At 62.7% G+C, this 15,335-nt stretch carries 14 protein-coding genes; 11 read left to right on the top strand and 3 right to left on the bottom strand.

Features of this window, described 5'->3' with window-relative positions; genetic code table 11:
• Positions 1–8 precede the first annotated feature (8 nt).
• The 10 genes from DT068_RS06575 (at position 9) to DT068_RS06530 (ending at position 10,022) form a co-directional block, all read left to right on the top strand.
• Positions 9–392, top strand: coding sequence for a CidA/LrgA family protein (locus DT068_RS06575; protein WP_119389005.1), 384 nt, complete (start codon positions 9–11; stop codon positions 390–392).
• The gene (locus DT068_RS06570; protein ID WP_119389004.1) at positions 389–1,108 is read left to right on the top strand and encodes an LrgB family protein; all 720 of its coding nucleotides are present in this window, start codon (positions 389–391) and stop codon (positions 1,106–1,108) included. Before DT068_RS06575 ends, DT068_RS06570 begins: the two co-directional genes overlap by 4 nt.
• 109 nt (positions 1,109–1,217) lie before the next feature.
• Positions 1,218–1,499, top strand: coding sequence for a cupin domain-containing protein (locus DT068_RS06565; protein ID WP_119389293.1), 282 nt, complete (start codon positions 1,218–1,220; stop codon positions 1,497–1,499).
• Between the two features lie 9 nt (positions 1,500–1,508).
• Positions 1,509–2,267 carry a Stf0 family sulfotransferase gene (locus tag DT068_RS06560; RefSeq protein ID WP_119389003.1) on the top strand — a complete coding sequence of 253 codons (759 nt, stop codon included), beginning with the start codon at positions 1,509–1,511 and terminating at the stop codon, positions 2,265–2,267.
• A 37-nt stretch (positions 2,268–2,304) separates the two neighbouring features.
• Positions 2,305–2,976 (top strand): 2OG-Fe(II) oxygenase, encoded by a 672-nt coding sequence (locus DT068_RS06555; protein WP_162914037.1) that lies wholly within the window; start codon positions 2,305–2,307, stop codon positions 2,974–2,976.
• An 82-nt stretch (positions 2,977–3,058) separates the two neighbouring features.
• On the top strand, positions 3,059–4,819 hold the full coding sequence (gene xsc / locus DT068_RS06550) for a sulfoacetaldehyde acetyltransferase (RefSeq protein ID WP_119389001.1): 1,761 nt from the start codon (positions 3,059–3,061) through the stop codon (positions 4,817–4,819).
• A gap of 30 nt (positions 4,820–4,849) precedes the next feature.
• Positions 4,850–6,334: an MDR family MFS transporter gene (locus DT068_RS06545; RefSeq protein ID WP_119389000.1), complete on the top strand. Its 1,485-nt coding sequence runs from the start codon at positions 4,850–4,852 to the stop codon at positions 6,332–6,334.
• Between the two features lie 8 nt (positions 6,335–6,342).
• Positions 6,343–7,371, top strand: a complete 1,029-nt coding sequence (locus DT068_RS06540; protein WP_368904482.1) for an acetate/propionate family kinase — start codon at positions 6,343–6,345, stop codon at positions 7,369–7,371.
• Positions 7,372–7,502: 131 nt separating this feature from the next.
• Positions 7,503–8,588 (top strand): TAXI family TRAP transporter solute-binding subunit, encoded by a 1,086-nt coding sequence (locus DT068_RS06535; protein ID WP_119388998.1) that lies wholly within the window; start codon positions 7,503–7,505, stop codon positions 8,586–8,588.
• Between the two features lie 45 nt (positions 8,589–8,633).
• Entirely contained in the window at positions 8,634–10,022 is a 1,389-nt protein-coding gene (locus tag DT068_RS06530; protein WP_119388997.1) for an SEL1-like repeat protein, read from the top strand.
• A gap of 55 nt (positions 10,023–10,077) precedes the next feature.
• On the opposite strand, the gene DT068_RS06525 is transcribed toward DT068_RS06530, so the two are convergent.
• Both DT068_RS06525 and DT068_RS06520 read right to left on the bottom strand, forming a co-directional pair.
• Positions 10,078–11,721, bottom strand: a complete 1,644-nt coding sequence (locus DT068_RS06525; RefSeq protein ID WP_119388996.1) for a L,D-transpeptidase family protein — start codon at positions 11,719–11,721, stop codon at positions 10,078–10,080.
• A gap of 65 nt (positions 11,722–11,786) precedes the next feature.
• Positions 11,787–13,136, bottom strand: coding sequence for a glutamine synthetase family protein (locus tag DT068_RS06520; protein WP_119388995.1), 1,350 nt, complete (start codon positions 13,134–13,136; stop codon positions 11,787–11,789).
• 171 nt (positions 13,137–13,307) lie between these two features.
• Here DT068_RS06520 and DT068_RS06515 point away from each other — a divergent pair, with 171 nt between their 5' ends.
• Positions 13,308–14,585 (top strand): NAD(P)/FAD-dependent oxidoreductase, encoded by a 1,278-nt coding sequence (locus tag DT068_RS06515; RefSeq protein ID WP_119389292.1) that lies wholly within the window; start codon positions 13,308–13,310, stop codon positions 14,583–14,585.
• Positions 14,586–14,594: 9 nt separating this feature from the next.
• Here the strand turns inward: DT068_RS06515 and DT068_RS06510 are convergent, their stop codons facing one another.
• Positions 14,595–15,326: an aspartate/glutamate racemase family protein gene (locus DT068_RS06510; protein ID WP_119388994.1), complete on the bottom strand. Its 732-nt coding sequence runs from the start codon at positions 15,324–15,326 to the stop codon at positions 14,595–14,597.
• Positions 15,327–15,335 lie beyond the last annotated feature (9 nt).

The following is a 15,335-nucleotide window of genomic DNA, read 5'->3' as shown; positions in this document are numbered from 1 at the left end:
GGGGCTCGATGATCGAGGCTTTCGCACTTCTGCTCTTATGCCAGCTTGCCGGCGAAGTCCTGTCGCATGGCTTCAACTTGCCGATGCCGGGCCCGGTCGTCGGATTGCTGCTGCTGTTCGCCGGCCTGTTCGCGGCGCAGAAATTCGTTTCCGTCACGCCGCAGTCGATCAATGACACCTTGCTTGGCCGGGCGACCGGCGGATTGCTGCAGCATCTCTCGCTTCTCTTCGTGCCCGCAGGCGTCGGTGTCATCGACCATCTGAGCCTGGTCAACAGCTATGGGCCGGTTCTCTTCCTGGCGCTTCTCGTCTCCACGGCGCTCGCTCTTGCCGTGACCGCGCTCGTCTTTACCGGCGTCAAGCGCTGGCAGTCCGGCGGGAGATCGTCATGACGCCCGCCTTCGAGCTCTGGGTCTATCTTTCCTCCACGCCGCTTCTGTGGCTGACGGTGACGCTCATCGTCTGGATCGTGGCCGACCGCATCGCCCTCGCTTCGGGACGGCATCCGGCGGTCAATCCCGTGCTGATCGCGATCATCGTGCTGGGCGCCGTCCTGATCCTCACCGGCACCTCCTTCGCCACCTATTTCCAGGGCGCGCAGTTCGTGCATTTCCTGCTCGGCCCCGCCATCGTGGCGATCGCCGTGCCGCTCTACCGCAACTTCGACAAGGTGAAGGAAAACCTGCTGCCGATGGCGGCAGCTCTCATCGCCGGATCGGTGACGGCAGCCGTCTCGGCGCTCGGCATCGCCGCGCTCTTCGGCGTGCCCGATCCGGTGCTCGCATCGCTCGCACCCAAATCGGTGACGGCCGGCGTCGCCATGGGCATTGCCGAGAGATTTGGCGGCGAGGCCGCGCTCACCGCCGTCCTCGTCGTCACTACCGGCCTTGTCGGCGCCATCATCGTGACGCCGCTCATGAACGCCCTCGGCCTCAGGGACTATGCCGCGCGCGGCTTCGCGGCGGGCCTTGCCGCGCATGGCATCGGCACGGCGCGCGCTTTCGTGGTCGATGAGGTGGCCGGCACCTTCGCCGGCATCGCCATGGCGCTCAATGCGGTGGTGACCGCTCTCATCCTGCCCCTCATCCTCTATTGGTTCCTCGCATGATCCTTTCTGGCATGACGTGATGAGCGCGATTGGAATCTTGAAATCAGCCTGCCGCTGGACGTAAAACCGGCGCCCATTTTTGCAGATCACACGCATGAAGGAGAAGCCGATGTCCGGCACCGCGAAAGCCATCAAGCATATCGAGAACGACAAAGTGATCGTCACCGAATACCGCTTCGCGCCCGGCGCCAATACCGGCTGGCACCGGCACGGCCACGATTATGTCGTGGTGCCGCTGATGGACGGCAAGGTGAAGCTCCTCACCGCGCAGGGCGAGAACTTCGCCGAGATGAAGAAGGGCGTGCCCTATTTCCGCAACGAGGGCGTCGAGCATGACGTCATCAATGCCAATGACGGCGAATATGCCTTCATCGAGATCGAGATCAAATAGAACCGCAGCATGTTTGACGGATATATCATCTGCGGCACGCCGCGCACCGGCAGCACGCTGCTGTGCGATCTCCTGGCATCCACGAAGGTGGCCGGCAATCCCGATTCCTTCTATCGCCGGCAATCCATATCCTGGTGGGCCGGTGAATGGAATTTGCCGAGCCCCGACACGATGAGTAGTGATGAGTTCAACATATTGTTTCTCGAGGCGGCCATCAGGGCCGGAAAAGGCGAAACCGGCATCTTCGGCCTCCGGCTGATGCGGGAAAATCTGGACGAGCTCTCGGCGATCCTGGACCGGATATATCCGGGGCTTCCCTCGGACAGAGCGCGCTTCGAGAAGGCCTTCGGCAAGCTTCTCTATTTGCATCTCTCGCGCGAGGACAAGCTGGCGCAGGCCATTTCGCTGGTCAAGGCGGAGCAAACCGGGCTTTGGCATATCGCTCCCGACGGAACCGAGATCGAGAGGGTGGCGCCGCCGCAAGCCCCTCAATATGACTTCGCGCGGATCAGGCAGGAGGTCGCCGAGCTCGAGAGCTACGACGCGGCCTGGAATTCGTGGTTCGAGGAGCAAGGCATAATCCCGCTGCGCCTCTTCTATGAGCGGCTTTCCGCCGAGCCCGCCGCAACATTGATCCGCATCTGCGAGGCCCTCGGCGTTCCGGCGCCGAATGCCGCAGATGTCAGGCCCGGCGTCGCCAAGCTTGCCGATGAGACAAGCCTCGACTGGATGCGGCGCTATCGGTCGGACCTCAAAGCGGCGTCATAAAACTGTAAACTCCGCGACTAGAGTGCGGGCCCTGAAGATGGACCCGCATTTCACGCCCGAACAGCCCCTGCCCTCCTTCGCGCAGCATCTGGTGGCGCTCGACGGCATATTGCCCGAGGACGACTTCGCCCGGCTGGTCGAGGAGGTCGAGAAGCTGGTCGAGACCGAGCGCAGTTATCTGCCGGCACACAAGAAAGGCGGCACCGTCGCTTATGAAACACTGGAACGCCGGGCGCCCCGCCTGGTGGCGCTCTATCGCTCGCAAGCCTTGCGCAGCCTCGTCTCCAATATCGTCCGCCTGCGAGTCGAGCCGACACCTTTGCATGACCAAAGCTCCTGCTCGGTGCTCTTCTATGACAAGCCCGGCGATCATATCGGCTGGCACTATGATCATAATTTCTACAGGGGCCGCCATTTCACCGTCCTGATCCCGATGATCAACCGTGGGCGCGAGCCGAGCGGGCTTTCGCAGGCCCGTCTCATGGTGCGGCAGAGCCGTCGCGACCGGGTGATCGCCACGCCGCCCAATACGATGATCGTCTTCGAAGGTGCCGAAGTGCGCCATAAGGTTACCCCCATAGCGGAGGGCGAAAAGCGGGTAGTCTGGAGCATGACCTACTGCACCGATCCCCGGAACTCGGCGTTCCAGGGCGTGGCGCGACGGATCAAGGACACGGCCTTCTTCGGGTTGAGGGCGCTCTGGACCTGATCGCTTGCCGGAACTGGCGCTTTCATGGTGCCAGATGCCAGAATAGGGAAACTCACCCCCTCTTCCCGTCCAGGAGCCCGCCATGCCTAAAATGTCCGCTTCCGAAGCCTTTGTCGAAACGCTTGTCGCCTATGGCGTCAAGGATGTGTTCGGAATCGTCGGCTCCGCCTATATGGACGCGCTCGACCTGTTTCCGACCGCCGGCATCCGCTTCATCCCGACCGCGCATGAGCAAGGTGCGGGCCATATGGCGGACGGCTATTCGCGCGTCTCGGGCCGCCACGGCGTCTGCGTCGCGCAGAACGGCCCCGGCATCACCAATTTCGTCACCTCGACGGCGGCTGCCTATTGGGCCCATTCACCGGTGGTGGTGATCACGCCCGAAACCGGCTCGGCCACCATCGGCCTCGGCGGCTTCCAGGAGACCGAGCAGCTGCCGATCTTCTCCAAGATCACCAAATACCAGGCGCATGTCTCCAAGCATCCGCGCATGGCCGAGCTCACCGCGCGCTGCTTCGACATGGCGATGTCGGAGCGCGGCCCGACCCAGCTCAACATCCCGCGCGACAATTTCTACGGCGAAGCGGAGTACGAGATCGCCAAGCCGCGCAAGATCGCCCGCGGTCCCGGCGCCGATGCCGATCTCGACGAGGCCGCCGATCTTCTCGCCAAGGCGAAATTCCCGGTGATCGTCTCGGGCGGCGGCGTCATCTTCTCTGACGGTGTTGCGGAATGCGTGGCGCTGGCCGAGCAGCTCTCGGCTCCCGTCGTCAATTCCTATCTCCACAATGACAGCTTCCCGGCCAAGCATCCCTTGTGGTGCGGGCCGCTCGGCTATCAGGGCTCGAAGGCCGGCATGAAACTCATCGCCGAGGCCGATGTGGTGCTGGCGCTCGGCACCCGTCTCGGCCCCTTCGGCACGCTGCCGCAGCATGGCCTCGATTACTGGCCGAAGAACGCCAAGATCATCCAGGTCGACAGCGACCATCGCATGCTAGGCCTGGTGAAGCAGATCTCGGTCGGCATTGTCGGCGATGCGAAGGAAGCGGCGAAGGCGCTTTCCTACCGGCTCGCCAACCGCAAGCTCGCGGCTTCAGCAAATGCCGATGAGCGCAAGAAGAAGATCAAGGCCGAGAAGGACGCCTGGGAGAAGGAGCTCGACGGCTGGGCGCATGAGAAGGACGACTGGTCGCTCAAGATCGCCAAAGGCTCGCCCTATATGCATCCGCGCCAGATGCTGCGCGAGCTCGAGAAGGCGATGCCCGGCAATGCGATGGTGTCGACCGACATCGGCAATATCTGCTCGGTGTCCAATTCCTATCTGCGCTTCAACCAGCCCAATTCGATGTTCGCGGCGATGAGCTTCGGCAATTGCGGCTATGCGCTGCCCGCCATCATCGGCGCCAAGGTGGCGGCGCCCGACCGCCCGGCGATCGCCTATGTCGGCGACGGCGCCTGGGGCATGAGCTTCGCCGAGATCCTGACCTGCGTGCGCGAGGACATTCCGGTGACGGCGGTGGTCTTCCACAACAAGCAGTGGGGGGCCGAGAAGAAGAATCAGGTCGACTTCTACGATACCCGCTTCCTCGGCGTTAACCTCAAGAATCCGAGCTGGGCCGAGGTCGCCCGCTCGCTCGGTGCCGAAGGGGTCACCATCGACAAGCTCGGCGATGTCGGCGAGGCGCTGGACAAGGCCTGCGATGCCCAGAAGAAGGGCAAGACGACCGTCATCGAAGTCATGGTCACGCAGGAACTCGGCGATCCGTTCCGCCGCGACGCGCTCAAATATCCGCAGCGCGTGCTCGACAAGTACAAGCATACGAATGTGAAGGCTCCCGCTTGAGATTGGACCATTCCGCGCCCAGAAAGAGGAATGGAAAAACCTGAAACCGCGAGTCCTGCGCTAAGCCCGTCCGAGGTGCGCTCGATCATCATCGGCGTAATAACGGCGATGTTCCTGGCGTCGCTCGATCAGACCATTGTCGCAACGGCAATGCCGACGATCGGGCGCCTCCTGGGTGATTTCGAGCATCTCCCCTGGGTTGTCACGGCCTATCTTCTCACCTCGACGGCAGTCACGCCGCTCTATGGCAAGATATCCGACATCGCCGGCCGGCGGGTGACGCTCCTGGTGGCGATCGGCATCTTCATCCTGGGCTCCATCCTGTGCGCGCTGGCCCCAACCATGCTCGCCTTGATCCTGGCGCGCTCGCTTCAGGGCATGGGTGGCGGCGGGCTGATCTCGCTGGCGCAGACGATCATCGCCGATATCGTATCACCCAAGGAAAGAATGCGCTACCAGGGCTATATTGCCGGCGTCTTCGCGGCGTCGAGCATCGCCGGGCCGGCGCTCGGCGGCTTCATGGCGGAAAAGCTCCACTGGTCGGCGATCTTCTGGATCAACCTGCCGATCGGCCTCGTCTCTCTGTGGATGACGAACTCGCTGCTCAAGAAACTGCCGCGCCACGAAAAGCCGCACAAGCTCGACCTGCTCGGCGCTGCCATGATGATCATCGCCACGACCGCCTTGCTGCTGGCGCTGAGCCTCGCCGGTCCGCGCTATGCGTGGACATCGGGCACCATTCTTGGCCTCATCGGCGCCTTTGTCCTGTTCGCGGTCCTCTTCGTGGCGCGCCTCAGGACCGCGCCCGAGCCCCTCATCCCCATCGAGATCCTCGCCAACAGGGTGGTGACGATGAGCGTCATCGCAGCCTGTGCCGGCATGGGTGTATTCATCGGGCTCGCCATCTACATGCCCATTTTTCTGGAAGGCAAATATGGGCTTACGGCCAGCCAATCGGGCTTCACGCTCATCCCGCTGATGGTCGGCACTGTCGTCGGCGCCGCCTCCAGCGCCCGTATGATGGTCCATTTCAAGCATTACAAGCGTCCGACGATGATCGGCCTCGTCATTGCCGCCCTCGGCCTCGCGGTGGTTGCGGTGGACCCGCAGAATTTGCCGCTGTGGACATTCGCGCTGATCCTGACAGCGGCATCGATCGGCCTCGGCACGATATTTCCCCTCACCTTGCTGGCGATCCAGAACGCCGTGTCGCCGCATCAGATGGGCACCGCCACCGGCACCTTGAACTTCTTCCGCTCGCTCGGCGGCGCCCTCGTCGTGGCGGTCTTCGGGGCGATCGTGATCGGCAGCCTGCCGGCGGATATCGCCGCCCATGTCACCATGGAAAGCCTGGCGCATAGCTTCGCGGCGGCGGGCACCGACATCGCCTCGGTGTTCCGCTGGGTCTTCATTGCCGCGACCGGCGGCGTATTGCTGTCGCTCGCGAGCCTCCATCTGATCGAGGAGAAGCCACTGCGCGTCAATGTCCGGCCAGCGGCCCCAACAACGGAGTGAGACAGCCATTGACCATCCTCGTCCTCAATGCCGGATCATCGACGCTCAAATTCGCGGTGTTCGAGACGCGCAATGATCCCGTCTTGCGCTTCAAGGACCAGGTCGCAGGCGCAGGAGCCGAAGCGCTCAACGCCGTCTTCGCGCGCCTCGCCAGGGAAAACATCGCGGTGGCGCAACTGAGGGGCGTCGGTCACCGCATCGTGCATGGCGGCACCGAATTCTCCCGCCCGGTGGTCGTCGATGACGATATCGAGGCCCGGCTCAACGCCTTGCGGGCGCTGGCCCCCTTGCATCAGCCCTATGGGCTCGATGCGCTCCGGGCGATGCGGGAAGCCGCCCCGCATGTGCCGCAAGTCGCCTGTTTCGATACCGCATTCCATGCGAGCCAGCCCGAGATCGCCGCCCGCTTTGCCCTGCCCCGCGCCTATTTCGAGCGCGGCTACCGGCGCTACGGCTTCCATGGGCTAAGTTATGAACATGTTGTCCACGCGCTGCCCGCGGCCACAGGCAAGCCCCTGCCCGCCCGGCTTCTCATTGCCCATCTCGGCAACGGCGCCAGCCTTGCTGCGGTGCGGGAGGGAAAATGCGTCGCCACCACCATGGGCTATTCGACCCTCGACGGGCTGGTGATGGGCACAAGGCCTGGCGCCATCGATCCGGGCGTGGTGCTTTCGATCATGAAGGACGACCGGCTAAGTCTCGAGCAAATGGAGGAAATTCTCTATCGCAAGAGCGGTCTCCTGGGCTTGAGCGGCCTCACCAGCGACATGCGGCGCCTGCTCGAAAGTCCGGAGCGCCAGGCCCAGGACGCCGTCGAGGCCTATTGCTACTGGGCCGCCCGGCAAGCCGCTTCCCTGATCGCCGCCATGGGCGGGATCGATGCCATGGTGTTCACCGGCGGGATCGGCGAGAACGCCGAATTCGTCCGTGGCCGCATCATTCACCATCTCGCTTGGATAAATGGCTTTTCCGTGCATATCGTGCTAGCCAATGAGGAACTAATCATAGCCCGACATACGACAGGACTACTTACCTAACCAAGCGCGTTAAGAATCCTTAATAATGCCGGACGCCCGCCACAATCTCGGGCTTGATTAGATAAGTTCGGACAGGCCGGGGTGCAGTTCTGTCCGACACAGGGGACGGCATACAAGCTGGGAGACAAGGCATGAGTAGAGCCTTGAGAATGGTATGCGTACTCGCAGCGACCTTGCTCACAGGCGCCGGGTCGGTTCAGGGGGAAGACACCAAGGATATCGCCCGCATGAATGCGGGCGCCATTACGCTGATCACCGATGGCGGCAGCGGCCAGGCCACACGCTATGCGACTGACCTCGCGGTCCTGATGGAAGCCGAGCGCGACCTGCGCATCCTGCCCGTGATGGGACATGGCTCCGTCGAAGCCGTCCGCGATCTCCTGTTCCTCAAGGGCATCGACGCCAGCATCGTGCCCTCCGATACCATCGCCTATATGCGCAAGCAGGGCCTGGTCGAGGACATCGACAAGAAAATCACCTATGTCGCGCGCCTCGGCTCGGCGCAGGTCCATGTCATCGCGCGCAAGGACATTGCGAGCCTCGCCGATCTCGCCGGCAAGAACGTCAATATAGGTGCCGCGAGCGAGCCGCGCTTCGTCACCTCGACCATGCTGTTCGACTCGCTCGGCATCGCCGTCAAACCGGTCGACGGGCGCGAAGGCGATGCGGCCGCGCTGCTCAAGAGCGGCAAGGCCGATGCGATCGTCATCCTGGCACCGCAACCCTCGGCCATCGCTGAAGAGCTCGCGCGCACGGGCAAGTACAAGCTCCTCAATGTCACCGGCAATGATGAGCTCAACGAGATCTACACACCGGCGATCCTGACGGCCAAGACCTATGACGGCCTCGCGCAGGAGAGCGGCATGACCGAGACGCTGAGCGTCAGCTATGCGGTCGCTGTGTATAACTGGAAGAAGGGCACCGACCGCTACTACAAGCTGCGAAAATTCGCCGATGTGCTTTATTCGGGCATCGGCGATCTGCAGACCGGAAAGTGGCATGCGGCATGGAATGATGTTAATCTTTCCGCCGACCTGCCGGGATGGACCCGCTATGTCACCGCCGACGAGTGGCTGGACAACCACAAGCGCGCCCAGGCCGACAGCGAAAGCAAGGAAGAAGCGGCTATGAAGGCCGCGTTCCAGTCCTATGTCGAAAGGACGAAGAGCACCGGTCTCGAAGGCTTTGTGAGACTGAAGTCGAGCGCGTTGCAATAGCGCCAAGCGCATTGCGGTAGTGCCGGGGATGTGAGGGAGTTAGTGATGAAGTCGAGCGAGCGGCGCAAGACCGCCGAGGTGGAAGCCGAGGGGAGTAAACCTGAAGCCGAGCAGCCGGTCTGGTTCCTGGGGCGCGAGATCAAGAGCGCATCCGCCGAGGACAAGCCCACCGAGCCTGCGGGCGAAAACAAGGCGACGGCGGCGGAAAAGCCGGAAGCGCCGGGCGATGAGCCGAAACGCGGGCCGAGCCAGCTCGAAGCCTATATGCGCTATGCCAAGATGCGCGAGCCGCGCAATGATGACGATGAAATGCTGGCGCCCGTCAGGGCCCGGCGGTTCTCCCCTGGCGACACCATCGCCGGCAATGAGAACGAACCCGGCTGGGCGGATGATGCGCCACCAAGGCGGCGTCTGCGCCGCAGGACGCAATATGGCTTGAGACTGCGTGACGCGGTGCTGGCCGGCGTCGCCTCGGTCGCCGTCGGCGCGCTGGGTGGCGCAGTCGTCTATGACCGCGCCAATGATGGCGCGCTGAGCACGGCCGCCTTCGATTCCCTCGGCAACTTCCTGACCGGCCTCAATACGCCGGACGCCAGAACGGCCGATACACGGCCGATGGGCAGCAACACGCAGGACGAGCAAGAAGCCGCCGCTGCCATCAAGAAGCCGATCAGCACGGCAAGACTGGACGTCACGGACGCGACCGGCACCTTGAACACCCTCATCCCGCTCAAGATCAGCGCCGAGCCGGCCTTGCCGAACCAGGACATCAATTTGCGGCTCACCGGCCTGCCGGCCGATGCCTATCTGACCGCCGGCACCAAGGGCGCCGACAATGCCTGGATCCTGAAGCCTGGCGAGGAGATGGATCTGAAGCTGATGGTGCCGAGCCCACCGCCCTCACCGCTCCTGATCGCGGTCGATGCGATCGAGCCGCGCACCGGCGATCTCGCCGCGCCGACCGAAGAGATCAAAGTGGCGCTGGGCAATACCGGCACCGATACCACGGTGGCGCCGCCACAGGTCGAGCCGGCTTCGGCGCCGCCCACCGATGTGAAGCGAAATTTCAACTTGCCACCTGTCACCCAGCACGAGACCGCTGCGGCGCAGCCGATCCCTGCCCCGCTGGAGAAAGACAGCGAGACCGCGACCTCCGACAGCGATTCTCTGATGCGCAACGGCACCAAGCTCCTGGACCTCGGCGATATCAGCGCGGCCAGGGCCTTCTTCAGCAAGGCCCGTGATCTCGGCAACCGGGAAGCCTCTTTGCGTCTCGGCCAGACCTATGATCCGGTCGTGTTCCGCGACAAGAATGTGCAGGGCCTCAAGCCTGACCCGACAATGGCGCTCAAATACTACCTCGAAGCGCGCACCGCCGGCATCGAGGATGCCAATAGCGCGATCACTGGTCTCGAGACCTGGCTGAAACAATAGGCAGCCGCGCTGACAGCCGCCTCAGGGCCGCCATGACGGCGAAGGAAACGGCAGTTTACGACGTCGGGCGGCCGAACAACGCGTTATAGAGCTTGCGGTCGCGGCCATAAACATCGGGGCGGAACTCGATCATGCCGGCATCGCCCTTGAAGGCGGTGCCATAGATGAGATGGACCGGGATGTGATCGGTGAAGGACGCGCGCGTGGTCTTGCCGTTCGCCCAGGTGGCATTCATGCGCTCCTTCGACCAGCCGCCGAGATCGGGCGCCAGCGCGTAAGCCAGATCGACCGGTCGCGACAGGCGGATGCAGCCATGGCTGAAGGCCCTCGCGGTCTGCAGGAACTTGTCCTTCGACGGCGTGTCATGGAGATAGATATTGTGCTTGTTGGGCATCATGAACTTGACCTTGCCCAGCGCATTCTTCGGCCCCGGCTTCTGGCGGAAGGTGAAGGGAAAATTGCCCGGCCCATAGGCGAACCAGTCGATGCTGCCCCATGAGGCGAGCTTGCCGCCGCTGAAGACCTCGAAGTCGCCGGCATAGGCGTAAGGATTGCCGCGCAGCCGCGGCAGCATCTCCTTGGTGGCGATGCTATAGGGTACGGTCCAGGTCGGATTGAACTCGACATATTCGAGCTCGTCGGAGAATTCGGGTGTCTGTGTCGCCGGCGCCCCCACCACCGTGTCCATGCGGTCGATGATGGTATTGGCCTGGATGCGCTGCAGTTCGAACGCGGCGATGTTGACGAGGAAATGATAGTCGCCGAGGTTTTCCGGCATCCAGCGCCAGCGCTCCATATTGAGCATGATCTGGCGCACTCGCTCCTCGACCGGCACATTCATGGCAATGATGGTCTGCTTGCCGACGAGTCCCTTGGCCTCGAGCCCGTGGCGGGCCTGGAAGCGCCTCACTCCGATGGCGAGCTGCTCGTCATAGAAATCGGGATCGCCAGGCGTCTGCCACTCATAGTCGCCGGTCGCGCCGACCAGCCTGCGCACCTCCGCCACGCGCGGATCGGTCATGCCGGGCTTAAGATTGGCGCCGGGCTCCACCGTGCCCCAGCCGCCTTGCGCCGCAAGGTCGCGATAATGCACCAGGAGCTTCTTGAGCGCCTGGTATTGCGGGTTCCTGGGCTCGAACTCGTTGAGATATCTCGTCGGCTCGCGGTATTTGTTCAGGTCGGTCAGGATGCGCAGCACATCCACCGTCTTGCGGTTGCGGAACAGCCGCGGGTCGACCTTCTGCGGAATAACACGGCCGGTCTTCAGATCGGACGCATAGGCGACGAAGAACGACGAAAAATAGAGCTCGGTACGGGCAGCGCTCATCGGATCATCGGGGGCGAGCGTGTCGCGCAGGTCGATCAGCGTATCGACCGGATAGTCCGCGGGATTGAGCCCGTCATCCTCGGCATCGAGGAGACGCTGGATGAAAGGCGTCATCCGGCCGGTGCCGACCCAATAGACCGTGCCGGCATTGTCGACATAATGCGCCTTGAGTGCCGCCCTGATGCGCTCGAGCGGCAGCTCGAGGCGCTCAGGTGTCGCGAGCAGCACCGCGATCGAGGATGTCATGTCGCCATAAGACGGCCCGCTGGCGCGGTCGCCCTTGCCGGCGATGGATGGCGATGCGGTGACCAGCAGCAGGAAAGCCACTGACAGCATGACCGCAATGTCGATGCGACGGCGCAACAAGCTCATCACCCGGCCTCCGACTATCCCTATCCGCACCGTTCCATCATCGGCAATCCGGCTGATTCAGGCAATCACACATTCAAGAGCAGATATTCCCGCTCCCAGGAGCTGATGACGCGGCGATAATGCTGCATCTCCTCATGCTTGACGTCCTGGAAGGCCTCGACGAATTTCTCGCCCAGCACCTGCTTGAACGACTTGGTGTAGTTCAGCTTGTCGAGCGCCTCATCCAGGCTGATCGGCAGGGTATGGGCATAGCGATAGGCCGAGCCCTCCACCGGATCGGACGGCTTCAACCGCTCCACCATGCCGAGATAGCCGCAGGCCAGCGATGCCGCAAAGGCAAGATAAGGATTGGCGTCGGCGCCCGGCACGCGGTTCTCCACCCGCAAGTTCGAGGGATCGGAGGACGGCACGCGCAGCGACACGGTGCGGTTGTCGATGGCCCAGTGGACATTGGTGGGCGCATCCGATTCCGGCACCAGGCGGCGATAGGAGTTCACATTGGGTGCGGCGAGCGGAAGGGCGGCCGCCAGATAGCGCTGCAACCCGGCAATATGGGAAAGGAACAGTTTCGAGGGCTTGCCGTCGCGGCCGGCAAAGACATTCTTGCCGGTCTTGATGTCCATTACCGACTGATGGATGTGCATCGACGAGCCGGGCTCGTTCTCATGCGGCTTGGCCATGAAGGTCGCATACATGTCGTGCTTGAGCGCCGCCTGGCGCACGGTGCGCTTGAACAGGAACACCTGGTCGGCAAGCTCGAGCGGATCGCCATGGTTGAAATTGATCTCGAGCTGCGCCGGGCCGCTTTCATGGCTTAGCGTGTCGACATCGAGCTCCTGCGCCTCGCAGAAATCATAGATGTCCTCGACGATCGGATCGAAATCGTTGGCGGCATCGATGCCATAGGCCTGGCCGCCGGCCTCCTTGCGGCCGGAACGGCCAACCGCCGCTTCCAGCGGATAATCGGGGTCGGTGTTGCGCTTGACCAGGTAGAATTCGAGCTCGGGTGCTATGACCGGGCGCCAGCCCTTCTCCTTATAGAGGTCGAGCACGCGGCGCAGGACGTGGCGCGGCGATATATCGACAGGGTCGTCATTGAGATGGAAGGCATCGCAGATGACCTGCGCGGTCGGCTCCTTGTACCAGGGCACCAGCCTCATCGTGTCGAAATCCGGCTGCAGATAAATGTCGATCGCCGCATCGCTGACGGCGGCGGTCTCCCACACATAGCGGCCATTGATGGTAAGGGTGAAAACCTCTTCGGGCACGCGCAGGCCGCGCGATTTGTTGCCCTTCAAAAACTTCGACGGAGGCAGGATCTTGCCCCGGGCCGTCCCCGACATGTCGGCGACCAAACATTCGACTTCACTGATCCGGCGCTCGGCAATCCATTCCTCAAATTTCGTTTGCGACATGATACCCTGTAAAAGTGTTGCGACACCCCACTCTAGCGTGGTTCCCGGCGAAGTGGAATCACTTCGCCGAAAAATAATCACGTAAAATCAATAGGCTGGAGCAAATCTTCAACTTTTGCGGCTTTTGCTCTGCTTGACGGGGCAGAGCAGGCTTGGCATTGGTCAATGATCATGCCGGCTTCAATAGACGCGAAATCTTATTACCAGGCCTCCGCCCACCCCTTTCCCCCGCAACCCAGCCTCAAGGGCGACCTGACCGCCGATGTCTGTGTCATCGGCGCCGGGTTCACCGGGCTTTCCGCCGCTTTGGAGCTGGCGGAAGCGGGTTACAAGGTCGTCGTCCTCGAAGCCCGCGAGGTCGGCTACGGGGCATCAGGGCGCAATGGCGGACAGATCTGCACCGGCTTCTCACCCGGCCAGCAGCGCATCGAGGCGCAACTCGGCAAGGAAGATGCCGTCAAATGCTTCGCCATCGCCGAGGAAGCCAAGAAGCTCATCACCGACCGCATCGACAAGTACAAGATCGATTGCGATCTTCAGTGGGGATATCTGCATGCGATACCCAAGCCGTCGCAATTCGACGACCTCAGGGAATGGAAGGACGAGTGGGATGCACTCGGCTACACCGACACGCAGGTCCTGAGCAAGTCCCAGCTCGAGGAGCGGCTCGGCACCAGGATCTATCACGGCGCATTGCGTGAAGGCGGCGCGGGTCATTTCCATCCGCTCAACTACTGCCTGGGCCTTGCCAGGGCAGCCATTGCGGCGGGTGTGCGGATCTTCGAGAACTCGGCCGTGCTCGATGTCGATCAGGGGCCAATGGTCACCGCACGCACCGCCCAGGGCAGTGTCCGCGCCAAATTCCTGATCATCGGCTGCAATGCCTATATCGGCCGCCTGATGCCCGAACTCTATGGCCGCATCATGCCGGTCACCAGCTACATCATCGCAACCGAACCGCTCGGCGAGAACCGCGCCAGATCGCTCATCCGCAACAATGACGCGGTGGCCAACACCAACTTCATCGTCGACTATTTCCGGGTGACGCAGGACACGCGCCTGCTCTTCGGCGGCCGCGCCAGCTATTCGACATTGGAGCCGCCCAATCTCGGTGCGTATATGCGCCCGCGAATGCTGTCGGTATTTCCAGATCTCAAGGACGTGAAGATCGACCATGCCTGGGGTGGTTACATCGCCATCACCTCGAACCGAATCCCCGATTGCGGACGTCTCGGCACCAATATCTATTATGCGCACGGCTATTCGGGGCAAGGCGTTGCGCTTGCCGGCATGTATGGCAAGCTGATGGCGGAATGCGTGAAGGGCCAGTCGGAACGCTTCGATCTCCTGACGCGCGTCAGGCACCTGCCCTTCCCGGGCGGCCCGATCCGCACGCCGCTGCTCGTCGCCGCAATGCTGTTCTACCGGATCCGCGACGCGCTGAAGTGAAGCCGCCCGTCACTGCCTGGGCGCATAGGCCGCTGTGATGCCCCGATAGATCTTGGGCAGCGGGAAAGCGAGATCACCATGCTTGCTCGTCTTCAGCCCCAGGCCCACCAGGGCCTCGGCAAACTTTACCGCTGCGGCAACACCGTCAATGACAGGTATCTGCAAGCGATCCTCGATATGCTTGGTGAGATCGGCCATGCCGGCACAGCCGAGCACGATCGCCCCCGAATTGTCTTCGGCGATGGCGGCCTCGCATTCGGCCAGGATGCGCGCGCTCGCCGCCGAATTTGGATCTTCAAGATCAAGCACCGGAATACCGACGGCGCGCACGCGGCGGCAATGCTGTGTCATCCCATAGCTGCGCACCAGATGCTCGGCGATGATGCGAGTGCGCTCCAGCGTCGTAACGATCGAAAAGCCGGTGGCGACGAAGCTCGCGGCATGCATGGCCGCCTCGGCGATGCCGAGTACCGGGGCTGACGTGAATTCGCGCGCCGCCAGGAGACCCGGATCGCCGAAACAGGCGATCACATAGGCATCGGCGCCGGGATCCGCCTTGATCGCCTCGATCAGGCCGATGACGCTCATCGCCTCGTCATAATGTCCTTCGATCGAGGCGGCGCCCGACCTCGATGTCGAAGCGGCGATCTCGGTCGTCGGCGCCGCGACGAGGCGCGCCGCGGCGGCGATCGTCGCCGTCATGCTTTCGGTCGTATTCGGATTGATGAGACGTATGCGCATGCTGGAGAG

Origin of the sequence: Taklimakanibacter lacteus, assembly GCA_003576695.1 — a bacterium.
Taxonomy (GTDB): Bacteria; Pseudomonadota; Alphaproteobacteria; order Rhizobiales; family Aestuariivirgaceae; genus Taklimakanibacter; species Taklimakanibacter lacteus.
This window is presented reverse-complemented; position numbering and strand designations above follow the sequence as displayed.